Here is a 22,083-nt window from a genome sequence, read left to right on the forward strand (position 1 = left end):
CCTTGGGCTCCGCCCTGTCTATGGCCCAATCCAACCGAGCTGCCGCCCGATCTGGCAAACGGCGCGTCTTGACCATTCACCCGGTGCCAAGCCCCCGGCTGGTGGCGGTTTTCATCTTGCTTTCCGCCAGCCTCTGCGGCCTGGGGATAAGGCTGGCCTGGCTGCAACTGGTGGAGGGGGGCAAACTCCAGGCCAGGGCCCGATCCATCCAAACCACCTCGATCGCCCCGATCGGAGAGCGGCGCACAATTGTCGATCGCAACGGCAGCCTGGTCGCCCTAGACGAGGAACGGTTCATCCTGTGGGCCCATCCCCGCTATTTCAATTTCCCCGGCGACGATCCCCAATCGATCCGCCCAGCGGCGGATGTCGCCAGCAAACTGGCCACGGTTCTCGCCCAACCGAAGGCAACCCTGCTGCAGGCCATTGGCAACCGTAAAAGTGGCGTGAAGCTGGCCAGCGACCTCGATCCCGAGACCGCTGCTCGGGTCAAGGCCTTGGGGATCAGTGGCCTGGACCTGGAGGCCTACCCGCACCGGATCTATCCCCAGGGGCCCCTGTTTGCCAACGTGGTGGGCTTCCTAAACCTGGAGCGGGTCCCCCAGGCCGGCCTGGAGCAAAGCCGCAACAGTGATCTCAAGCGCCACGAAACCACCGTGCGCATGCTCCGGGGCGCAGACGGCACCCCCCTACCCCAGGGACTGGCGGCTGGCTCCCTCTACGGCGACGATCTAAAGCTGCAGCTAACCCTTGACGCCCGCCTGCAACAGGTGGCCCAACAGGCCCTGGTCAAACAGGTAAAGCAATGGCACGCCAAGCGGGGGGCCGCCATGGTGATGGATGTGCGCAACGGCGAAATCCTTGCCCTGGCCTCCACCCCCACCTACGACCCCAACAAGTTCTGGAAGTTCAAACCAGGGCTATTTCGGGAATGGTCGGTGCAGGACCTCTACGAGCCTGGCTCGACCTTTAAGCCGATCAACCTGGCTCTTGCCCTCCAGGAAAAGGCGATCGACCCCAACGGCAAGGTGACCGACAACGGTTCACTGTCCATTGGCGGTTGGCCGATTTTTAACCACGACCGCCGGGGCAACGGTGTGATCGATTTCCCCACCGTGCTCCAGGTTTCGAGCAACGTGGGCATGGTCCAGGCCATGAAGCATGTCAAACGCGATCGCTTCTGGCAGTGGCTCCGCAATTTCGGCATTGACGCCAGTCCGGATACGGATTTACCGGGAGCCGTGGCCGGGGAACTGAAAAAGAAAACCGACTTTGTGGGCCAGCCGATCGAATCGGCCGTGGCCTCCTTTGGCCAGGGATTTTCGCTCACTCCCCTGAAGCTGCTCCAGCTCCACGCCATGCTGGCCAATGGCGGCAGACTCGTCAGCCCCCACATCACCCGCGGCCTGCGCTCCGGCGACTCCCTAGCCACCAGCGCCCCCTCCAGCGGCATTCCCCTGCTGGATGTGGGGGTCACCCAAACGGTGATGCGCTGGATGGAATCGGTGGTTGAGAAAGGAAGTGGCAAGGGGGTCAAGATTCCTGGCTACCGCATCGGCGGGAAAACCGGCACCGCCCAAAAGGCGGAGCGGGGGGTCTACATCGCAGGGGCCCGGATTTGCAGTTTTGTGGCCCACCTGCCGATCGACGATCCCCGCTACGTGGTGCTGGTGGTGGTCGATGAGCCCCAGGGGGGCAACGCCTATGGCTCCACGGTGGCCGTGCCGGTGGCCAAGCAAATCATCGAAGCCCTACTGGTCCTGCAAAACATCCCCCCTTCTGTGGCGGTTCCCACAGCAGCCGTAGGCACGGCCAAACGGTCTGGCTAGCGTTGGCCAGAGTGCCGATCTCCCCTTCAGTGGCCAACCTGCTTGATCAACTTGCCGCCATGACCGTGGTCGTGGCCGACACCGGAGACATTGACGCGATCAAGCAGTTCACCCCGCGGGATGCCACCACTAACCCCTCGCTAATCCTGGCGGCGGCCCAGATCCCCCGTTACCAGGAGCTGATTGACCGCTCCCTGCGGGAGAGCCGGGCCGTGATGGGCACCGGTGCCTCCGCGGAGGAAGTGGTGCATGAGGCCCTCGATGAAATCTGCGTCACCTTTGGCCTCGAAATTCTCAAAATCGTGCCCGGCCGGGTTTCCACGGAGGTGGATGCCCGGCTCAGCTTCGATACGGCCGGCACCATTGCCAAGGCCCGCAAATTAATCGGCCTGTATCGGATGGCTGGCATTGGCACCGACCGGGTGTTGATCAAAATTGCCTCCACCTGGGAGGGGATTAAGGCCGCCGAAAAACTTGAGCAGGAGGGAATCCACTGCAACCTCACCCTGCTGTTTGGCTTTGCCCAAGCCGTCGCCTGCGCCGAGGCCGGTACAACCCTGATCTCACCGTTTGTTGGCCGCATCCTCGACTGGTACAAGAAGAGCACCGGCCGAGATAGCTATCCGGGTCCAGAGGATCCCGGCGTGCTCTCAGTAAGCAAGATCTTCAACTACTTCAAAACCTACGGCTACAAAACCGAGGTAATGGGGGCCAGCTTCCGCAATACCGATGAAATCATCGAACTGGCCGGCTGCGATCTGCTCACAATTTCCCCCACCCTGCTCGATAAATTGCAGGCCAATACCGGTGAATTGGAGCGCAAGCTGAACGCCTTCGACCCGGGCCCCACCGAACCACAAATCCACCTCGACGAGAGCGGATTCCGCGAAATGATGGCCAAAGATCAGATGGCCACTGAAAAGCTAGAAGAGGGCATCACCGGCTTCACCAAGGCGATCGTGACCCTTGTGGCCCAGTTGGCCCACCGCCTGGCCGAACTGGAGGGGGGCGCTGCCTTTGACCACGCTGTGCAGGAAATCTTCCTGCTCAACGACCTAGATGGCGATGGCTGCATTAGCCGGGAAGAATGGCTGGGCAGTGATGCGGTATTCGATGCCCTCGACACCGACCATGACGGCCGTCTTCTGCCCGCCGATGTTCGGGGTGGCTTCGGCTCTGCCCTAGCCCTGGCAGGCCGTCCATGAACGCCCTCGACACCATGCGTGCCCTGGCAAGCAAGGGCGAGGTGATGACCGTTGAACCGGGCGAGGTGATTTTTAATTCAGGAGAGGCCGGGGATTGCATGTTTGGCCTGCTGGAGGGCTCAATCGAGCTCAGCTGGAATGGGGAGCAGGGTCTTGAGCAAATACAAGCTGGTGACGTTTTCGGCGCTGGTGCCCTAGTCACCAGTGACCATCGCCGTTATGGCAGTGCAAAGGCCCTGACCGCCTGCAGGATCCTGAGGATGAATCGGGAAAAGTTCCTATTCGCAGTTCAGGAGGCACCGATGTTTGCCCTCGAACTGTTGGGCTCGATTGACCAACGGCTGCGGGCCCTCAAGGACTACACCCGACCTACGGCTGGCTGAGCACCAGCTCAGTTGCGTTGGAACAACAGGCGCTTGATCACCCGTTGGGCGATGTCGCCGTAGCCCATCTCACCCGAGAGAATTTGGGCAATCCGTTGGGGGGCGGTGGGCCGCTTGATACCCAGCTGGTATCCAACACCCGGCACCCGATAAAACACCTGGGCGATGCGCTTTCCCCAGGCCATCGACTCACCCCATTCCCGCCGCACCCTGGCGGTGTATTCGCCAAGGGCTCCCTGCTCGCCCGCCAGCCAGCGATCCAGGGCCTGGGCCGCCAGGCAGCCGCTCAAAAGCGCCGGACGGAGTCCCTCCGCCAGGAAGGGATCGCAGAGGGAGGCCGCATCGCCAACAGCAACGGCTCCGGCGTTAACTCCACTGCCATGGAGGGGATGGTGGCCATTCCAGATCCGCAAAGACACCGCTTGGCGCTGGCCCGCATCCGCGGCAAAACCCAGGCTGGGCAGGAGTTGGGAGAGCACCGCATCGCTGTTGGCCTCCTGGCGACCAATGAAGGTGCCAACTCCGATGCTGTAGCCCCCAAGCCGTGGGAAAGCCCAGCAAAAACCATGGCGCACCAGGCCAAAATCAAACAACACCGCCTGGGGACTGGCCACCTCACCCTCCAGCTGGACTGACACGGTGGAGGCATAACGGGGACTGGCTGGACCAATACCCAAACCTGCCGCCAGGCTGGATTCCGATCCATCCGCCACCACCAGGCTGCGGCTGCGGTACCGAAGACTCTCGCCAGCGGAGCTAAGGGCCTGCACCTGCCAGTGCTCCCCCTCCCGGTTGGCGGAAACGACCCTGACCCCCTGCTCAAAGCTGGCTCCAACCGCCTGGGCCTGCTCCATCAAGGTGGCATCCAGTTGGGAGCGCCTCACGATCCAAAAGGGGGAGTCGCCCGCCAAGGGCGCACTGACGGGATCGGCGAGACACCAGCTGAAACGCACCTCATCGATGACCGAATCCACCGCCGGCCTGAGGTCAAAGGGGAAAAGGCGTTGCACCGAGGCAGCCATGCCCCCGCCACAGGGCTTGGGGCGGGGAAATTGGGCGGCATCGAGCACCAGCACCTTCCAGCCCTTGGCTGCCAGGTGATAGGCGGCGGCACCACCAGCGGCGCCTGCCCCCACCACAATCCCATCAAAAAAAGCCTTCAAGCCAGTCAGCGTCAAACCTTGAGGATGTCGGCTTCCTTGGCAGCCAGCAGCTTCTCCAGTTCAACAATGAACTTATCGGTGAGTTTCTGCACCTTTTCCTGTTCATCGCGGCTTTGATCCTCAGACAGCTCGCCCTCCTTTTCCTGCTTTTTGATCCGGTCAATGCCATCACGGCGCACGTTGCGCAGGGCCACCTTGCCCTCCTCTGCGTATTTGGCGGCGATCTTGCAAAAATCCTTGCGGCGCTCCTCGGTGAGGGGTGGGATGTTGATCCGGATCACCTTGCCGTCGTTGTTGGGGGTGAGGCCCAGGTCACTCATGGCGATCGCCTTCTCGATTAGCCCCATCGAAGAGCCATCAAAAGGCTGGATCTGAATTGTCTGGGAATCGGGCGTGGAAACCGTGGCCAGGGATTTCAGGGAAGATTCGGCGCCGTAGTACTCGATCGTGATCTTGTCGAGCAGGGAAGGATTGGCCCGGCCCGTGCGAATCGTGTTGAAGGTGCGTTGGGTGGATTCCAACGACTTACGCATGCTGGCTTCCAAATCCATGGCTTCCAAAAGGTGGTTAAAGCGAGAAGGGGCGGGGCCAGCGATTAGGCCGGCTGGATCCTGGTGCCAATTGGCTCTCCAGCCACGGCCCGGCCGATATTGCCGGGCCCAAATAGATCAAACACCACAATGGGGATGGAGTTGTCCTTGCAGAGGGCAATGGCCGTGCCGTCCATCACCTCGAGCTCGCTGCTGAGCACCTCCAGGAAGGAAAGGCTCTCGTAGCGCACGGCATCTGGGTATTTGTTGGGATCCTTGTTGTAGACCCCATCCACCTTGGTGGCCTTAAAGACCACATCGGCGCCAATTTCGGCGGCCCTCAGGGCGGCGGTGGTGTCGGTGGTGAAAAAGGGATTACCGCAGCCTGCACCAAAGATCACCACCCGCCCCTTTTCCAGGTGGCGAATCGCCTTGCGGCGGATGTAGGGCTCGGCCACCTCCTGCATGGAAATGGCGCTTTGGACCCGGGTGGGAACGCCGGCCCGTTCGAGCCCATCCTGGAGCGTGATTGCGTTCATCACCGTGGCCAGCATGCCCACGTAATCGGCGGTGGCCCGGTCCATGCCGGCGGCAGAGCCCTTCAAACCGCGGAAGATATTGCCGCCACCAACCACAATCGCCAGTTCCGTACCACTGGCCACCACTGCGGCCACATCGGTGGCAATGGATTGCACGATGGCGGGATCAATGCCATAGCCCTGCTCACCCATCAGCGCTTCGCCGCTGAGTTTGAGGAGCACGCGCTTGTAGGCCATCTACACCGTTGATTTTCCTGACCGTAGCAACAGCCTTGCCCCTTGCCACCCAGGCCAGTTCCCGCTGGTGAGCGGAATGGAACCTGGGTCGAGGATTTTATTTAAAACTCAATCCCGGCCTGGGCTTTAACCCCCTGCTCCCGGAAGGGGTGGCGCACCAATTTCATCTCGGTGACCAAATCAGCACGCTCCACCAGGGCCGCCGGGGCTCCACGGCCAGTGAGGGCCACATGGGTAAGGGCGGGCCGCAGGGCCAAACCTGCCAACACCTGCTCAATATCCAGATATCCCAGCTTGAGGGCCACGTTCACCTCATCGAGCACCACCAATTTGCGACTGGCATCAGCCAGGTAGGTCAGGGAACGGTCCCAGGCCAGCTGCACCAGTTGACGATCCCTCTCCCGATCCTGGGTTTCCCAGGTGAATCCCTCCCCCAGGGCATGCCAGTGGAGATCATCACCAAAAATCTGCAGGGCCTTCGCCTCGCCTGGCTGCCAGCCACCCTTGATGAATTGGACTACGGCCACCCGCTCGCCATGGCCCAGGGTGCGCAACACCAGGCCAAGGGCCGCGGTGGTTTTGCCCTTGCCATCACCGGTAAAAACCAACACCAGGCCCTTTTCCAAGTTGCGCTCGCCCACCCGCTGTTGCTGCACCTCCTTGCGGCGCGCCATGCGCTTCTGGTAGCCATCTGGATCGGTTTCGGGGGCAAGGGCACCGCCGGGGCCGAGCTTCTCGGCGGCCTGGTCCGCCGCGTTTAGATCAGCCATCGGAAGGGGGCAATCTCGAACCTGACCCCACTCTGGCGGCTCATGCCACCAGTCGTTGCCCCGCCCTGGCCAGGGCGGCATCGACGGCCTGCTGTTGATCCCTACGGGTGATCCAGTGGTGATAGGTGCGGGTGTGGATCGCCACCGAGTGGCCCATCATCCTGGCCGCCACCGTGTCGGGCAGGCCGATGTGGATGGTGCGAACGGCCCAGGCATGGCGCAGGTCATAGGGGGTGCAGGCCAGGCCATAGCGGCGGAATTGCTCTGCCACCCGCCGCCCCACCTGCTGGAGGGTTGTGCGCCGCAAATCCTTACATACGGAGGGCAGTAGTTGCGGTTGCTCGCCCAGGGAGGGCAGGGCAAAGCGTTCAACCCATGCCGGCTGAAAGGGCCAAACCTGGTGTTCCCCCGTTTTGCTGGTGGGCAGCACCCGAATCACCCGGTCGCCGCCAGGGGCCAAGGCTGATAAATCCGTGAAGAAAACCTCGTGGTTGCGCAGGCCGTAGGTGGCCATCAGGCCGTAGGCCAGGCGCCACCCAGGGTTGGGGATCTGGTCGATCCACTGGAGGATTTGGCTGTCACTGGGCAATTGCCGAAATTGGGCGGCATGGAGCCCATAGCCAGCTGAGCGCTCACCCCAATCACTTGGCAGCTCGAGGCACCGATGGCGGGCCAGGGCGGCGAGGGCCGTGCCGCACTGCTGGAGGCTGCGGCTGGCGGGGTCGTAGCTCTCGAGCACCTGCTCCAGCAACTGAAGGCCCCAGGGCAAGGCGAATTCATCGGCAACCGCCTGGAGCCGCCGCAGGTAGGGCTGGTAGGCGCCGGTCCAGGTGGTGCGGCAGCCGGCCGGGTTACGGCGACGCCGGGAATCGGCAAAAAAGGCCTGCTCGAACTCGGCCAACAGCAGATTTATCTGGCCATCACTGGACTTGCCGGGGCTGGGCGTGCTGGCGTCAGTAGCAGCTGCTGCTTTCGCCTGCGATTGGGGGGTTTTACGAACCCAATCGGCCCAATCAAATTGCTGCTGTTGGAGCTGGCGCAGGATGGCCTTTACTTCAATTCGGGCCTGCATGAAGCCGGCCTCCGTTGCCGGCAGGCCCAGGCTGATGCGCTGCACGGGGAAACGCCCGCTGCCCCCTCGACAGGGCAGGGGGCCCCTCAGGCCAAGCCTTTCGCCGCGCTGCTCCAGGCGCAAGCTGATGCCAGCTGCGGCCCAGAGACCATTTTGCTGGGCCAGTTGCTGGGCCATGGGCAGGGCCAGTTGCTGGGTCAGGGACGCATCGCTCACTGAGGCCAAACCAGCAAAAAGATCCAGACCTTTGCGTACCAGACCATATCGATGCCAGCCCAAGGGCGCTAGGGCCGGGCAGACAGGGTTACGCTCTCATGCTCTACACGCCTCGAACCTGGCATGGCCAAAGTTGGCGTGCTGCTGCTGAACCTCGGGGGGCCGGAGCGGATCCAGGACGTGGGTCCATTCCTTTACAACCTGTTTTCCGATCCGGAGATCATCCGACTGCCAAACCCGGTTCTGCAAAAGCCCTTGGCCTGGCTAATCAGCACCCTGCGCAGCGGCAAATCCCAGGAGGCCTACCGCTCCATCGGTGGTGGCTCACCACTAAGGCGAATCACCGAGCAACAGGCCCGTGAACTGCAAAGCGAATTGCGCAGCAGAGGCATAGAAGCCACCAGCTATGTGGCGATGCGCTACTGGCATCCCTTCACCGAATCGGCGGTCTCTGACATCAAGGCCGATGGCATCGATGAGGTGGTGGTATTGCCTCTCTATCCCCATTTCTCAATCAGCACCAGCGGCTCCAGCTTCCGTGAATTGCAGCGCCTCAGGCAGGCAGATCCAAATTTCTCCAGGCTGCCCATCCGTTGTATCCGCAGCTACTTCAACGACCCCGGTTACATCAACGCCATGGCCGGCCTGATTGCGGCCCAAATCCGAGCCTGCAACACACCGGAATCGGCCCACATTTTCTTTAGTGCCCATGGGGTGCCCAAGAGCTACGTGGAAGAGGCGGGCGATCCCTACCAAAAGGAAATCGAAGTCTGCAGCGAATTGATCATGGCCCGCCTGGCCGAGCTGCTGGGCCATGGCAACCCCTCAACCCTGGCCTACCAAAGCCGGGTTGGTCCAGTGGAATGGCTCAAGCCCTACACAGAGGAGGCCCTGGCCGATTTAGGCGCAGCTGGTGTGGCCGAACTGGTGGTGGTGCCCATCAGCTTCGTGAGCGAGCACATCGAAACCCTGGAAGAGATCGATATCGAATACCGGGAGCTGGCCCATGAGGCCGGCATTGCCCACTTCCGCCGGGTGCCCGCCCTCGACACCAACCCTGCCTTCATTTGCGGCCTGGCAGATCTGGTGCAAAGGGCCATGGCCGGCCCGGAAGTCAATTTGGACCAGGCCGCCGAGCTGCCCACCAAGGTCAAGCTCTATCCCCAAGACAAGTGGGCCTGGGGTTGGAACAACAGTTCGGAGGTCTGGAATGGCCGCTTGGCGATGGTGGGATTTTCCGCTTTCCTAGTTGAGTTGCTCAGTGGGCGCGGTCCGCTCCATGCCATCGGGCTTCTCTAGATCCACGGCCCCTGCCGTTGCCGGCCTGCTGACTGCCCTCACCTGCCTTGGAGCCCCAGCCGTAGGGCCGGCAAGGGCAGCTGACCCGGCCTGGAAATTCGGGGTATTTCCGGTGGCCAGCTTCTTGGGTTACACCAGTGCCTTTGGCAGCCGCAGCGGGCCCTGGGGCGCCGTTGAACCCCATTACGGCCTGGACATTGCCGCCCCCCTGGGCTCGCCAATTCGCAATTGGTGGGCCGGCCGGGTTAGCCAACTGCTCAACGACGACCGCTGTGGGGTGGGCCTGGTAATTCGCTCCGGAAGCTACGAACACATCTATTGCCACATGCACTATTCGTGGAGGCCTGCCCAGCTACGGGAGGGGCAATTCGTGGCCACTGGCCAAACCATCGGCCATGTGGGCATGACCGGTCGCACCAGCGGTCCGCACCTCCATTGGGGCATGCGTTATCGGGGCCAATGGCTCAACCCTGCCGCAATTCTGCGGGCAATGGCCCGTAGCCGCCGCATACCGCCGCCGGTCTCGGCTGGGGGAATTAGCCCCAAAAGCCCCTCCAGCACTTAGGGTTGATCCCGTTAGAAGGTGGCCAGAATCTTGGCCAGCCCCGCCCAATTAGCTAGCCGTATTCCCTCCACCCATGACCTCGGCTCCGCCAAGAACCCCAGAGCTCCAGCCCATCACCGAAGCCAGTGCAGGGGTGAAGAGGGTCAAGGGCGGCTATGCCCTGATGGATGCCCTGAGGCTCCACGGCGTGGAGCACATCTTTGGTTACCCGGGCGGGGCAATCCTGCCCATCTACGACGAGCTCCACAAAGCTGAGAGCCGCGGCTGGCTCAAGCACATCCTGGTGCGCCATGAGCAGGGGGGCACCCATGCGGCCGATGCCTATGCCCGGGCCACCGGCAAGGTGGGGGTCTGCTTCGGCACCTCCGGGCCTGGCGCCACAAATCTGGTTACGGGCATAGCTACGGCCCAAATGGATTCCGTGCCGATGGTGGTAATCACTGGCCAGGTACCCCGGGCGTCGATCGGCACCGATGCCTTCCAGGAAACTGACATCTTCGGCATCACCCTGCCGATCGTGAAGCACTCCTGGGTGGTGCGGGACCCCCGCGACATCGGCCGGATCGTGGCAGAGGCATTCCTGATTGCCGCCAGTGGTCGGCCAGGGCCGGTGTTGATTGATGTGCCCAAGGATGTGGGGGCAGAGGAATTCGAATACGTGCCGGTGGCCCCTGGCAGTGTCATCCCAGCGGGATTTAAGCCCTCTCCCGCTCCCGATGCCGCGGCAATTGAAGCGGCCCTTGGCCTGATTCGCCAAGCCCGTCGCCCCCTGCTCTACGTGGGCGGTGGCGCAATTAGCAGTGGCGCCCACGATCTGGTGGCCCAAATGGCGGATCGCTTCCGCCTGCCCGTAACCACCACCTTGATGGGCAAGGGAGCATTCGATGAAACCCATCCCTTGGCGGTGGGGATGCTTGGCATGCACGGCACCGCCTATGCCAATTTCGCCGTAACCGAGTGCGATCTCCTGATTGCGGTGGGCGCCCGCTTCGACGACCGGGTCACCGGACGGCTTGATGGCTTTGCCCCCAGGGCCCAGGTGATCCACATTGACATTGATGCGGCGGAGATGGGCAAAACCCGACCAGCCGATGTGCCGGTGGTGGCCGATGTAAAGGCCGCCCTTCAGGCCCTGTTGGCCGCCTCAACCCAGGAGGGTTCAGAAGGCCGCACCGAGGCCTGGCTGGATCGAATTGAGACCTGGAAAACCAACTACCCCCTGGTGGTGCCTGCCCCAGAAGGGGATATCGCCCCCCAGGAAGTGGTGGTTGCCCTGCAGGAATTGGCCCCCAAGGCCTACTACACAACTGATGTGGGCCAACATCAAATGTGGGCTGCCCAGTTCCTACACAACGGTCCCCGCCATTGGATTAGCAGTGCGGGCCTGGGCACCATGGGTTTTGGCATGCCCGCAGCCCTGGGGGTGCAAACCGCCTTTCCCGATGAGCAGGTGATTTGCGTGGCAGGTGACGCCAGCATCCTGATGAATATCCAGGAATTGGGCACCCTCAGCCAGTACAACCTGGCCGTGAAGGTGGTGATCATTAACAACGGCTGGCAGGGGATGGTGCGCCAGTGGCAGGAAAGCTTCTACGAGGAGCGCTACTCGGCCTCCGAAATGACCGGCGGCATGCCCGATTTCCCCGCGGTGGCAGAGGCATTTGGCGTCCGTGGTTTCTCAATTACGGAGCGGGCCAACTTGTATCAACAACTGAAGGAAGCCCTGGATCACCCTGGTCCGGCCTTCATCAATGTGAAGGTTCGCCGCAATGAAAACTGCTATCCGATGGTGCCGCCGGGGGCCAGCAATGCCCAAATGGTGGGCCTACCCAGCCACCCTGAACTGGCAATCGACACCAGTCGCCTTTGCCATGCCTGCGGCAGCACCACCGAAAGTGCCCATCTTTTCTGCCCTAGCTGCGGCGCCAAGCTTTGAGATCACTGCTGGCCCTGCTCTCGGCGGTTTTGCTATTGGTTTTGGCACCTTTTGGCTTGGCTTCGGCAGCCCAGGCGGCTGAGGTGCTTCAGGTGCGCAGCGGCACCCTGCTGCAGGTGGGCGATCAAAACCGCAATTACAGCGTTCAGATTGCCTGCATTGAGGTAAGTGCTGCGGACAACGATCAAGCCACGGCCTGGTTGCGCTCCCAGCTCCCGCGCCGAAGCAAGGTGAACCTGCGGCCCATCGGCCAGGAAGCTGGCGTAATAGTGGCCAAGGTGCAAAAGCTTGGTTCTTCCTCTAAAAATATGGGCAACAACATCGGTAACGACATGGGAGGCGGCCTGGTGGATGCGGGCCTGGCCCAAAACAGCTGCTCCGGTTCAGCTACTAGCTAATGGGCATCAACCGCACCGCCAAGGGCATCGTGCTGGTGCCAAGCCTGCTTTTGGGGGGGGCATTTCTGGCGGCAGCAGCCTGGAGTGAAGGCCCAGCAGCCAGCAACAAGGGGCTGGCCCTTGCCCTGGGCGGGGTGCTGATGGGGGCGGGCCTGCTGGCCCAATTGCTCCCAGAATCGGGACCAGAATCCAGCTCAGACTCAGAAGTGGAATAGGGCCCTAATCAAAAGCTAACTAGTGCCCAAATCAGCAGCACAGCAGGGCAAAAAGTTTTACTTCTGCTTGCTCTTCAGCTGCTTGGTGAAATCGGCGAGCAGAGTGTCAACGAATTTTTGATCAGCAGCCGTGACCTTCGGGTAACAACCTTGCTTGACCTGCGCCACCACTTGCACGATCGTGCCATTGACTATCTGGCCAACTTCCAACTTGCCGCTACCGGCAATTTCACTGCCGTATTTAGCGCTGACCACATAGGCAGCACCCTGGGAGAGGGCAATAACCGCCGCCTGAACAGGCACCTTTTGCTCTACGGCCAGGTTGCAGACCCCTACGGCTGCGGCGAGCGTTAGGTCATTCATCAAATTGATACTTGCCGGCTGGCTGGCTGCCGGTGGTGTAGCCGCTGCCTGGGCAAAAACGGGACCCGCTGAGGCAACAAAGGCACTTAGGCAAGTGGCCGAAAGGGCCACAACGGAACGCAAAACCACCGGGCAGGAGGGGATTAGTTGCCCCCACTGTGCCATCTGTGGAGCCTCAAGTCGAGAAAAGCGGCTCTAATCTTTCGCCTAGGCCAGACTGGGCACGGACCAGGGGCCAAAGCATTAGGCCGTGGGCCATGAAGCGCACCGCACTCAGGACGGCCAGGCCCACGCAGAGGGGGCAATGGGTAATCGACATGGCCCGCTTCCCTCGATAAATCCACCATGACAGGCCATGCTGGTTCTGGAGGGCGGCTGAAATAAATCGCGTCCCAAAACCTTCCTGGAGACTCGCCGGTGCTGCGGCTCAGTGAGCTGAAATTACCCCTTGACCACAGCGAGGTGGAGCTCAAGGCTGCCATCTGCAGGCGATTGGGGATCACACCTGACCAACTCAGGACTCACCAGTTGGTGAAGCGCAGCGTGGATGCCCGCAAACGCCAGCAGCTGGCCCTGGTTTACAGCTTTGATCTCGAACTAGAGCTCAGCCCAAAGGCCGAAGCGAAGCTGCTGCAGCGCTTCCGGGGCGACCCCCACCTAAAAGCCAGTCCAGACACCCGCTACCGCCTGGTTTGCGAGCCAGCGGAATTGGCATGCCCACCACTGCTGCGTCCGGTCGTAATCGGGGCTGGACCCTGCGGTTACTTCGCCGCCCTATTGCTCGCCCAGATGGGCCTAAAACCGCTACTCCTTGAACGCGGCAAGGCCGTTAAGGAGCGCAGCGCCGACACCTTCGGCTTTTGGCGCGGCAAATTGCAATTCAATCCCGAATCCAACGCCCAATTTGGCGAGGGAGGGGCGGGCACCTTCTCCGACGGCAAGCTCTACAGCCAGGTGAGTGAAGCCAAGACCTATGTGCGCAAGGTGCTGGAGGAACTAGTGGCGGCCGGGGCCAATCCGGAGATCCTCACCCTGCACCACCCCCACATCGGCACCTTCAAATTGGCCACCGTGGTGCGGGGTCTGCGCAGCCGCATCGAGGAGCTCGGCGGAGAGGTGCGATTTGAAGCCAGGGTGGATCGGCTCGAGCGCTGCCAGGCCAGCCGGGCCATCCAGGCGCTAGTGCTGGCCAGTGGCGAGCGGATCGCCGCCAACCAGGTGGTGATGGCTATCGGCCACAGCGCCCGGGACAGCTTCGCCATGCTCCAGGCGGAGGGCATAGCCATGGAGGTAAAACCCTTTGCCGTGGGTTTGAGGATCGAGCATCCCCAACCGCTGATTGATCGGGCCCGCTGGGGACCCGCCGCCGGCCACCCGAAATTGGGTTCGGCGGAATACAAACTTGTGCACCACTGCACTGGCACCAACAGCTCTGGGCGCAGTGTTTACAGCTTCTGCATGTGCCCTGGCGGATTGGTGGTAGGTGCCACTTCAGAGCCGGGGCGGGTGGTAACCAACGGCATGAGCCAACACTCCCGCAACGAGCGCAATGCCAACAGCGGCCTTGTGGTGACCGTGAATGGGGCCGATCTCGAGCCCTATGGGGCCTATCCGGGCGATCCCCTGGCCGGGGTCGCCTTCCAGCGCCACTGGGAAGCCCAGGCATTTGTGGCTGGAGGCGGCAACTACAAAGCGCCGGCCCAAAGGCTGGGCGATTTTCTAAGGGGTGAGGCCTCTAGCCCCGACAGCAGCGAAGCAGTTAAGCCCTCCTATCAACCGGGAGTGAGTTTTGGCAGCCTGGAAAACTGCCTACCCAGTTTTGTAATTGCGGCGATTCGAGAGGCCCTGCCAGCCTTCTCCAAAAACATTCCCGGCTTCCTGATGGAAGGGGCCGTGCTGACCGGCGTCGAAACCCGCACCTCCTCACCTGTGCGCATCCCCAGGCACAAAGAAACCCTGGAGTGCATAAACACCCCAGGGCTATATCCGGCAGGAGAGGGGGCGGGCTATGCCGGCGGAATTCTCTCAGCTGCCATTGATGGGATCAAGGTGGCAGAGCAGCTCGCCCTGGCCCAGATCACTCTTCGTCGTCTTCAGCGCCAAGGGGAACCAGGCGAATCTGCTTGCGACCAAGCTTGATTTCGAATTCATCGCCGGGCTTGAGATCCAGCATGGCGGTGTAGGCCTTGCCCACCATCAGGTTGCCGTTGAACTGCACCTTGGTGCTGTAGCTCAACTTGCGACCGCCCTTGCCAGTTTTGCCTACGCCGGCAAAATCCAGACCCTTAGCCCCAAGCAGGGCTTCATAGAAAGCGGTGAAATTGAGGCGTTCGCTGCCGTCTTTTTTGCTGGAAACGTAACCGCAGGCGCGAACCAAATCAGATTTACTGATATCGCCCATGTCCTTGACCTTAGCCAAGAGTTCAGATCCAGTGAGCATTTTTCCTAGATATGCAACCTTCGCATTATGTCACCCCATTGCCACTACTCGCAAGTGGGCCATAGCTCAAAAACAAAAATAATTAAATTCTTGCCGACTCAAGCCTGGGAAACAATGCCACTCCATTGCACAGCCTTCACCTGGTCACGGCGCCAGGAATGAAATAGCAGGGGTTCGGTAGCAGTACTGAGGGGGCATATCGCTATTTGATTGGACCCAACTCCGAGGTGGATAAGTTGTTGACGGGCCGCGGAGCGAATGTCCAGGCGGTCATGGCCGGCAAGGCCATCGGCCTGCAGGCCGCCGCACTCGGCCAAGTCGGCCAGGGCCTGGTCCAAGGGGATGGGTTCTGCCTCTGAGGGGCGCAGGGCCAGGGCCACCTGCTCGCTTACGGACCGCTGCACCTGGTAGTCAGCAGCCGCAATGGCTGGTCCGAGGGCCACCAACAAATCCGAACTGCGGGAACCAGAAACAACCAAAGCCCTAACCGCCAGCTCCAGGATCCGACCTGCCACCCCCCGCCAGCCGGCATGGCAGGCGGCGGCATGCCCCGTGGCCGGGTCGGCCAGGAGTACGGGCGTGCAATCGGCTCCACAGACCCACAAACTCTGGCCGCCCCCATCACTGACCAGGCCATCGGCCTCCGGCCAGGGGGCACAGCTGGCCTGGCTAGCGGGGATCACCAAGGCGCTGTGCACCTGCTGGGGGCGATGCACACTCACGCCAGCACTCACATAGCCGGCCAAAACTTCTGGGGTGCGGCCCTGCCATTGGCGGGTGAAAAAGCCGTGCTCAAAATCAGCGAGCAGATCTGATTGGAGGTAGTAGCCGCCGTAGCAGCCCACCCAGGTCCAATCCTCCAGCTGGTTGAACTCGAGGTCGGGGCGATCAAAGGGCGGATCGACTGCTTCAGCCATTAGGCATCGGGCAGGTCCCGCAGGAGCCAAAAGCCCTCAAAGCGGGTTTCCTCCTCATCGGCCTGGATGGCCACAAACTGCAGGCCCCCGGCCCGCTGCCGCGAATCGGCGAAGGCCTGGGCAGCGGTCTTGGCCTCACTCGCCTCCAGGTTGGTAAGCAGCCATCTGTCCTCCAGGCCGGCCTCCAGCACCAACTGCTGGTCAGCGATTTCCAGTCGCACGGGCTCCAGGCCTGCCATCCAGCCGGCCATGGCCAGGGAGCGGGTGGCACTAAAAAGCCTGATTCCCGGCACCGGCGCCTCCGGATCCAGGCCTTCAGGCAGGGGGACCAGTCCCTGGAAACCCATCTCCCAGTCGGGGGCCTCGGCCAGGTCCTTGAGGGGCAAGGTTGCCCAGGCCCAACGGTCGCCCCGGGCCGCCTCAGGCAAGGGCACCGCAACGGCACGAATGGGCAGGGGTGCTGGAGCCAATGGGCCCGCCATGTAACCGTCCTCGAGGGGGTAAACCTCGCGCTCCCGCTCCTGCAACCAATTCACCAGGGCATAGCAGCGGCGACTGGGCACCAGCTCAAGGGCCAGGCCCTCGGCGGCCCGTTGGACCATCGTGCGCATCGATCCCCGCCAGCAGCGCAGGCGGCGGGGGGCGGCAAAGCCCTGGTCGGTGGCCTCCCCAAAGGCCTGCTCAAGGGCCTCCCTTAGCCAGATCGAGTTGACGCTGGTGGCTGGGCAAGCTTTGACGAAACGGAAACAGGGATCCTCTGATCCCACCTCAGGGGTGGAGCTAATCAACAGCTCCCAGCGCTTCTTGCCATCGCTCTCCAGGATCGGCCTGGAGTAGTAATCAAGCTCCCAATCGGGGCCCCAATCCCCTGAGCTCATCCGGCGGCCTGTTCGTGCTGGCGCAGCACGGAGCGGGCCCGGTTGGCGCGGTCTGCGGCCTCAGCCATCACCTTGTCTTTTTCGATCAGCAATTCACCGGGCTGACCCTCCAGCAGGGCCGTATTTAGGGCAATGCGGCCGCGGCCTGGATCCAGGTCGGTAATTAGGGCCTTGACCCGGTCTCCCTGGTTGAACACTTCGCGAATGTCGCGCAACTGCCCACCTGAGATCGAGGACTGGTGCAGCAGCCCACTGACTCCGCCCAGGTCGACGAAGAAGCCATAGGGCTTCACCGACACCACCAGCCCCTCGACCAGTTGGCCCACCTCCAGTTCGGCAAATTTGGCAGCAGTGGTTGCCTTCTTTTCGGAAAGCACCAACTTGCGGGTTTCCGGATTCACCTCCAGGAAGGTGACCCCCAGGGTTTTGCCCACCAGGGCCTCATGGTTTTCACCTTCCAGCAGCTGGGAGCGGGGAATAAAGCCCCTCAGGCCCTCCAGATCACAGGTCAAACCGCCGCGATTAAAGCCAGTGACCTTGACCTGCACAACCTTGGCGTCCTTCTCCATGACCCGCAGCTTTTCCCAGCTCTGGCGTAGGGCCAGGGCCCGGGCACTGATGGTGACCATGCCATCGGCATTCTGTTCCCGGGTAACCAAAACCTCAATTTGCAGTCCCTTGGGGAAACGCTCCTTGAGGTTGGTAATTACCCCCAGACCGCACTCGGCCTTGGGCATGAAGCCCGGTGCCTTGCCACCGATGTCGACATAGACACCATCACTCTCGAGGGCAATCACCACGCCACTGACCACTTCACCGGTGGTGCCAACCGGCTCGTTTTCATCGAGGGCGGAGAGGAAGGCCTCCTCGTCGAAGTCGAAGTCGTCGACGCTATGGGTAACCACATTGCTGGCCCCACCAGCACCGGCGCCAGGCAGGCTGGCCCCCTGGGACTTGGCTGAACCACTGCTCCCCTTGGCCTTGCGGCTGGAATCTGGGCCCAGCAAATCGGCCATGGTCAGGCCCTCCATGGAGCCCATGTCGAAGAGATCCTCGTCGCTGCGCCTAACCGGTGCACCGGCGGTGGCAACCGGCACCGGTGCTGGGGGCGCCAAGCGAACTGCAGGAGCCTGGCTGGAGGCCGGGGCGGTTTCTTGCTCGAGGGCCTCGGGCTGGGGCTCGTCTTTTTTGAGCATCAGCACCTGGGGCGGCTTGCGCAGGGGCGCCTGCAACTGGGGTTGCTGGGGGCGCTGCGCACCCGGGGGCACTGGCCGAGCCGAGGAAGCGGACTGCTGGTTGCCGGTTCCGGGCATCACCACATAGGGCGGGGAGCCCCACACTGTAGTGATCTGTTCTAAGGGCAATGACGCGGGAGTTTCAGCTCGGGCAAATGCGCTGGCCCGAGGTCGCCCAGGCCGCGGCCCGGCCAGGCAGCACGGTGGTCTGGCCCTTTGGCTCCATGGAGCAACACGGGCCCCACCTGCCACTGCACACGGACAGCCTGTTTGCGGAGCGGCTGATCGACAGCGTTCTGGAACGCTTGCCAGAGAACCTGCCGATCTGGCGACTGCCCCTGCAGCCGCTTGGCTTCTCGCCTGAGCACAGGGGTTTTGCCGGCACCCTGAGCCTGCCGGCCGAGTTGCTGATTGCCCAGGTGGTGGCGGTGGGCCAGGAGCTGGCGGGCTATGGCTTCCAGCGTCTTGTCCTGTTCAACGGCCATGGCGGCCAGATCAGCTTGCTGCAGACCGCGGCCAGGCAGCTGCGCAGCTCGTTGCCCACCCTGGGGGTGCTGCCCTGCTTCATTTGGAGTGGGCCCGAGGGGATCCAGGAGTTGATTCCCGAACCGGAGCGCAGCGAAGGCCTCCACGCCGCACTGGCCGAAACAAGCCTGATGCTGCACCTGGCCCCGGGGCTGGTGGCTGCGGAACGGCCGATCGATGGCAACCAGGGCGGCCTGCCCCCCCGGGGCTGGAGCCTGGAAGGGGCAGCACCCAATGCCTGGCTTACCCGAGACCTCAGCAGCACGGGGGTGGTGGGCAACAGCTCTGGCGCCAATGCGGAGCTGGGCGCTGAGCTTTGGCAGAAACTTGGGGAAGGCTGGTTGCAACGCTTTGAGTCGTTGCTTGCCAGTGATTGGCCCCCCACCGATAGGCCTGAAGCCCGATGAGGGTGGTTACAGTCGATGCACTAATTGAGAGTGATGTCGGTATGGCAACCATTACCTCCCCAGGGTTTGCCCCCTCAGACGCCGCCCCATCAGCAGCAGCCCCATCAGCAGCAGCCCAAGGCGAGCAGCTGCCTGACTTCAGCACCGAGACCTACAAAGACGCTTACAGCCGCATCAACGCCATCGTGATTGAGGGCGAGCAGGAAGCCCACGACAACTACATCTCCCTCGGCGGCCTGATTCCAGACCAGGCAGAGGAGCTGGCCAGGCTGGCCCGGATGGAGCTCAAGCACATGAAGGGCTTCACGGCCTGTGCCAACAACCTGGGCGTAACCGCAGACATGGCCTTTGCCAAGGAGTTCTTTTCACCCCTCCATGGCAATTTCCAAAAGGCTCTGGCTGAGGGCAAGGTGGTCACCTGCCTGCTGATTCAGGCCCTGCTGATCGAGGCCTTCGCCATTGCGGCTTATCACATCTATATCCCTGTGGCCGATCCCTTCGCCCGCAAGATCACCGAGGGGGTGGTGAAGGACGAATACACCCACCTCAACTACGGCCAGGAGTGGTTGAAGGCCAACCTGGAAGCCAGCCGCGAAGAACTGGAGCAGGCCAACCGCGAAAACCTGCCCCTGGTGCGCGAGATGCTCAACCAGGTGGCCGGCGATGCGGCGGTTCTTCACATGGACAAGGAAGACCTGATCGAAGACTTCCTGATCGCCTACCAGGAAGCCCTGGTTGAGATTGGCTTTACCACCCGGGAAATCGCCAAAATGGCCGCCGCCGCCCTGGTTTGAGCGGGACCCTCTCCCATCCCCAACTCGGCGAGCTGTAGCGTCGGCGACATCGCCGGGCTGAAAGGATGTTTGGGCTGATCGGTCACTCCACCAGTTTTGAGCAGGCCCGCAGCAAGGCGGCAGGCCTGGGCTTCCCCGAATTTGCGGATGGGGATTTGGATATGTGGTGTAGTGCCCCGCCCCAGCTAATAGAGCGGGTCTCCCTGACCAGCCGCACCGGCAAAACGATCGAGGGTGCCTACATCGACTCCTGCTTTGTGCCGGAGATGCTCAGCCGCTTCAAAACCGCTCGGCGCAAGGTGCTCAACGCCATGGAGCTGGCCCAGAAATCAGGCATCAACATCACCGCCCTGGGGGGATTCACCTCGATCATTTTCGAGAACTTCAACCTGCTCAAGGAGCAACAGATCCGCGCCACAACCCTGGAATGGGAGCGCTTCACCACCGGCAATACCCACACCGCCTGGGTGATTTGCCGCCAGGTTGAGGCCAATGCCCCTGCCCTCGGTATAGACCTCAAGCAAGCGAAAGTGGCCGTAGTAGGGGCCACCGGAGACATCGGCAGTGCCGTTTGCCGCTGGCTCAGTCAACGCACCGGCGTCAAGGAACTGCTTTTGGTGGCTCGCCAGCAGCAGCCCCTGCTGGATCTGCAAACAGAATTGGGTAGTGCGCGGATCCTCAGCCTCGAGGAGGCCCTGCCCGAAGCGGATGTGGTGGTCTGGGTGGCCAGCCTGCCCCAAACCCTGACCATCGATTCAGCCAACCTCAAATCACCCTGCCTAATGATTGACGGGGGCTATCCCAAAAACCTCGACCGCAAGGCCAGCGGTGCTGGCATCCATGTGCTGAAGGGAGGGATTGTCGAATTCTGGAGCGAGATTGGCTGGCAGATGATGGAGGCAGCCGAGATGGCGAAACCCCAGCAGCAGATGTTTGCTTGCTTCGCTGAGGCAATCCTGCTGGAATTCGAAGATATCCACACCAATTTCAGCTGGGGGCGCAACAACATCAGCCTCGAAAAAATGGACCTAATTGGCGCCGCCTCGCTCCGCCATGGCTTCCAGGCCCTGGGCCTCGAAGACCAGGCTGCTGTCCCTGCCCGCCAAGACGCTCTGGCCCCAGCGTGAGTCCACCACCCACAAACACCACCGCCCGTCCCCAAGCCATGGCCCGCCGCGCTCTGTTGGACTTTGAAAAGCCCCTGGTGGAGTTGGAGGAGCAAATCGAGCAAATCCGCCAGCTGGCCCGCGATTCAGAAGTGGACGTGAGCCAGCAGCTACTCCAGCTCGAAACCCTTGCCACCCGCCGTCGCAGCGAAATTTTTGAGGCCCTAACCCCTGCCCAAAAGATCCAGGTGGCCCGCCATCCCCAGAGGCCCAACACCCTGGATTACATCCAGGTGATCACCGATGAATGGGTGGAGCTCCATGGGGATCGCCGCGGCAGCGACGACCAGGCCCTCGTTGGTGGCGTGGGCAGGATCGGCGACCAGGGAGTGGTCCTCCTGGGCCACCAGAAGGGGCGAGACACCAAGGAAAACGTGGCCCGCAATTTCGGCATGGCCTCGCCAGGGGGCTACCGCAAGGCGATGCGCCTGATGGAGCATGCCGATCGCTTTCGTCTGCCGATCCTCAGTTTCATTGACACCCCTGGCGCCTACGCAGGAGTGCTGGCGGAGGAGCAGGGCCAGGGCGAAGCGATTGCGGTCAACCTGCGGGAGATGTTTCGGCTGCGGGTACCCGTGCTCGCCACGGTGATTGGGGAGGGGGGCTCGGGGGGGGCCCTTGGTATCGGCGTAGCCGACCGACTGCTGATGTTTGAGCACAGCGTTTACACCGTTGCCAGCCCGGAAGCCTGTGCGTCGATCCTCTGGCGCGATGCCGCCAAGGCACCAATTGCCGCAGAAGCCCTCAAGATCACCGGCCCTGACCTACTCCAACTGGGCATCGTTGACCAGGTGCTTCCCGAACCCTGCGGGGGCAACCATTGGTCGCCCCTGCAGGCAGCCGAAACCCTGAAGGCAGCCCTGCTTGAGCAGCTCAACCAGCTCCAAAGCCTGAGTGAAGCGGAATTGCTGGAACAGCGCTATGCCAAGTTTCGACGCATGGGCCGCTTCCTGGAAAACGGCGTCCCAGCTCCTTCGCTGAGCACCTAATCCCCATGCCGA

Annotated in this window: 24 protein-coding genes; 13 read left to right on the forward strand and 11 right to left on the reverse strand. The window is 62.2% G+C overall.

Annotation, left to right across the window (positions count from 1 at the left end; translation table 11 throughout):
- Nucleotides 1-20 precede the first annotated feature (20 nt).
- From KBY49_RS04055 to KBY49_RS04065, 3 genes are read left to right on the forward strand one after another with little or no spacing between them, the layout of a single operon-like run.
- The gene (locus KBY49_RS04055) at nucleotides 21-1,829 is read left to right on the forward strand and encodes a penicillin-binding protein 2 (RefSeq protein WP_254933465.1); all 1,809 of its coding nucleotides are present in this window, start codon (nucleotides 21-23) and stop codon (nucleotides 1,827-1,829) included.
- 29 nt (nucleotides 1,830-1,858) lie between these two features.
- A complete protein-coding gene (locus KBY49_RS04060) occupies nucleotides 1,859-3,034 on the forward strand; it encodes a transaldolase (protein ID WP_254934014.1) in 1,176 nt (391 codons plus the stop codon).
- Nucleotides 3,031-3,417, forward strand: a complete 387-nt coding sequence (locus tag KBY49_RS04065) for a Crp/Fnr family transcriptional regulator (RefSeq protein ID WP_254933466.1) — start codon at nucleotides 3,031-3,033, stop codon at nucleotides 3,415-3,417. The genes KBY49_RS04060 and KBY49_RS04065 overlap by 4 nt, the downstream gene beginning before the upstream one ends.
- 8 nt (nucleotides 3,418-3,425) lie before the next feature.
- Here KBY49_RS04065 and KBY49_RS04070 read toward each other — a convergent pair whose 3' ends face one another.
- From KBY49_RS04070 to KBY49_RS04090, 5 genes are all read right to left on the reverse strand, one after another.
- Nucleotides 3,426-4,580 (reverse strand): NAD(P)/FAD-dependent oxidoreductase, encoded by a 1,155-nt coding sequence (locus tag KBY49_RS04070; RefSeq protein ID WP_254933467.1) that lies wholly within the window; start codon nucleotides 4,578-4,580, stop codon nucleotides 3,426-3,428.
- 11 nt (nucleotides 4,581-4,591) lie between these two features.
- A complete protein-coding gene (gene frr / locus KBY49_RS04075) occupies nucleotides 4,592-5,131 on the reverse strand; it encodes a ribosome recycling factor (RefSeq protein WP_254933468.1) in 540 nt (179 codons plus the stop codon).
- 44 nt (nucleotides 5,132-5,175) lie between these two features.
- Nucleotides 5,176-5,886: a UMP kinase gene (pyrH, locus tag KBY49_RS04080; RefSeq protein ID WP_254933469.1), complete on the reverse strand. Its 711-nt coding sequence runs from the start codon at nucleotides 5,884-5,886 to the stop codon at nucleotides 5,176-5,178.
- Nucleotides 5,887-5,987: 101 nt separating this feature from the next.
- Nucleotides 5,988-6,656, reverse strand: coding sequence for a cob(I)yrinic acid a,c-diamide adenosyltransferase (gene cobO, locus KBY49_RS04085; protein WP_254933470.1), 669 nt, complete (start codon nucleotides 6,654-6,656; stop codon nucleotides 5,988-5,990).
- A 40-nt stretch (nucleotides 6,657-6,696) separates the two neighbouring features.
- Complete coding sequence (locus tag KBY49_RS04090; RefSeq protein WP_254934015.1) at nucleotides 6,697-7,905, reverse strand: site-specific integrase; 1,209 nt, start codon at nucleotides 7,903-7,905, stop codon at nucleotides 6,697-6,699.
- 162 nt (nucleotides 7,906-8,067) lie between these two features.
- Between KBY49_RS04090 and hemH the strand changes: the two genes are divergently transcribed.
- From hemH to KBY49_RS04115, 5 genes are all read left to right on the forward strand, one after another.
- A complete protein-coding gene (hemH, locus tag KBY49_RS04095; protein ID WP_254933471.1) occupies nucleotides 8,068-9,243 on the forward strand; it encodes a ferrochelatase in 1,176 nt (391 codons plus the stop codon).
- On the forward strand, nucleotides 9,224-9,808 hold the full coding sequence (locus KBY49_RS04100; protein ID WP_254933472.1) for a M23 family metallopeptidase: 585 nt from the start codon (nucleotides 9,224-9,226) through the stop codon (nucleotides 9,806-9,808). Before hemH ends, KBY49_RS04100 begins: the two co-directional genes overlap by 20 nt.
- A gap of 163 nt (nucleotides 9,809-9,971) precedes the next feature.
- A complete protein-coding gene (gene ilvB / locus KBY49_RS04105; RefSeq protein WP_396099549.1) occupies nucleotides 9,972-11,744 on the forward strand; it encodes a biosynthetic-type acetolactate synthase large subunit in 1,773 nt (590 codons plus the stop codon).
- Entirely contained in the window at nucleotides 11,741-12,142 is a 402-nt protein-coding gene (locus KBY49_RS04110) for a nuclease (protein ID WP_315856993.1), read from the forward strand. The genes ilvB and KBY49_RS04110 overlap by 4 nt, the downstream gene beginning before the upstream one ends.
- On the forward strand, nucleotides 12,142-12,357 hold the full coding sequence (locus KBY49_RS04115) for a GIVxVP protein (RefSeq protein ID WP_254933474.1): 216 nt from the start codon (nucleotides 12,142-12,144) through the stop codon (nucleotides 12,355-12,357). The genes KBY49_RS04110 and KBY49_RS04115 overlap by 1 nt, the downstream gene beginning before the upstream one ends.
- A 57-nt stretch (nucleotides 12,358-12,414) precedes the next feature.
- On the opposite strand, the gene KBY49_RS04120 is transcribed toward KBY49_RS04115, so the two are convergent.
- Complete coding sequence (locus tag KBY49_RS04120; protein WP_254933475.1) at nucleotides 12,415-12,885, reverse strand: hypothetical protein; 471 nt, start codon at nucleotides 12,883-12,885, stop codon at nucleotides 12,415-12,417.
- A gap of 10 nt (nucleotides 12,886-12,895) precedes the next feature.
- Nucleotides 12,896-13,039, reverse strand: a complete 144-nt coding sequence (locus KBY49_RS04125) for a hypothetical protein (protein ID WP_254933476.1) — start codon at nucleotides 13,037-13,039, stop codon at nucleotides 12,896-12,898.
- 98 nt (nucleotides 13,040-13,137) lie between these two features.
- Between KBY49_RS04125 and KBY49_RS04130 the strand changes: the two genes are divergently transcribed.
- Nucleotides 13,138-14,859, forward strand: a complete 1,722-nt coding sequence (locus KBY49_RS04130; RefSeq protein WP_254933477.1) for an NAD(P)/FAD-dependent oxidoreductase — start codon at nucleotides 13,138-13,140, stop codon at nucleotides 14,857-14,859.
- Here KBY49_RS04130 and KBY49_RS04135 read toward each other — a convergent pair.
- The 4 genes from KBY49_RS04135 to KBY49_RS04150 all read right to left on the reverse strand — a co-directional run bounded on the left by KBY49_RS04135 (nucleotide 14,798) and on the right by KBY49_RS04150 (nucleotide 18,268).
- Complete coding sequence (locus KBY49_RS04135) at nucleotides 14,798-15,160, reverse strand: AbrB family transcriptional regulator (protein ID WP_254933478.1); 363 nt, start codon at nucleotides 15,158-15,160, stop codon at nucleotides 14,798-14,800. The genes KBY49_RS04130 and KBY49_RS04135 overlap by 62 nt on opposite strands.
- 98 nt (nucleotides 15,161-15,258) lie before the next feature.
- On the reverse strand, nucleotides 15,259-16,077 hold the full coding sequence (gene pgeF / locus KBY49_RS04140) for a peptidoglycan editing factor PgeF (RefSeq protein WP_254933479.1): 819 nt from the start codon (nucleotides 16,075-16,077) through the stop codon (nucleotides 15,259-15,261).
- The gene (locus KBY49_RS04145) at nucleotides 16,077-16,955 is read right to left on the reverse strand and encodes a Tab2/Atab2 family RNA-binding protein (protein ID WP_254933480.1); all 879 of its coding nucleotides are present in this window, start codon (nucleotides 16,953-16,955) and stop codon (nucleotides 16,077-16,079) included. Before KBY49_RS04145 ends, pgeF begins: the two co-directional genes overlap by 1 nt.
- A complete protein-coding gene (locus KBY49_RS04150; protein WP_396099344.1) occupies nucleotides 16,952-18,268 on the reverse strand; it encodes a S1 RNA-binding domain-containing protein in 1,317 nt (438 codons plus the stop codon). Before KBY49_RS04150 ends, KBY49_RS04145 begins: the two co-directional genes overlap by 4 nt.
- A gap of 50 nt (nucleotides 18,269-18,318) precedes the next feature.
- Here KBY49_RS04150 and KBY49_RS04155 point away from each other — a divergent pair, with 50 nt between their 5' ends.
- The 4 genes from KBY49_RS04155 (at nucleotide 18,319) to KBY49_RS04170 (ending at nucleotide 22,071) form a co-directional block, all read left to right on the forward strand.
- Nucleotides 18,319-19,122: a creatininase family protein gene (locus tag KBY49_RS04155; RefSeq protein WP_254933481.1), complete on the forward strand. Its 804-nt coding sequence runs from the start codon at nucleotides 18,319-18,321 to the stop codon at nucleotides 19,120-19,122.
- Nucleotides 19,119-19,916, forward strand: a complete 798-nt coding sequence (locus KBY49_RS04160) for an aldehyde oxygenase (deformylating) (RefSeq protein ID WP_254933482.1) — start codon at nucleotides 19,119-19,121, stop codon at nucleotides 19,914-19,916. Before KBY49_RS04155 ends, KBY49_RS04160 begins: the two co-directional genes overlap by 4 nt.
- Nucleotides 19,917-19,981: 65 nt before the next feature.
- Nucleotides 19,982-21,043, forward strand: a complete 1,062-nt coding sequence (locus KBY49_RS04165; RefSeq protein WP_254933483.1) for a long-chain acyl-[acyl-carrier-protein] reductase — start codon at nucleotides 19,982-19,984, stop codon at nucleotides 21,041-21,043.
- Nucleotides 21,044-21,081: 38 nt separating this feature from the next.
- A complete protein-coding gene (locus KBY49_RS04170) occupies nucleotides 21,082-22,071 on the forward strand; it encodes an acetyl-CoA carboxylase carboxyltransferase subunit alpha (RefSeq protein WP_254934018.1) in 990 nt (329 codons plus the stop codon).
- The last annotated feature ends 12 nt before the right edge of the window (nucleotides 22,072-22,083 follow it).

The sequence above is a fragment of the Cyanobium sp. WAJ14-Wanaka genome (assembly GCF_024345375.1).
Taxonomy (GTDB): domain Bacteria; phylum Cyanobacteriota; class Cyanobacteriia; order PCC-6307; family Cyanobiaceae; genus Cyanobium_A.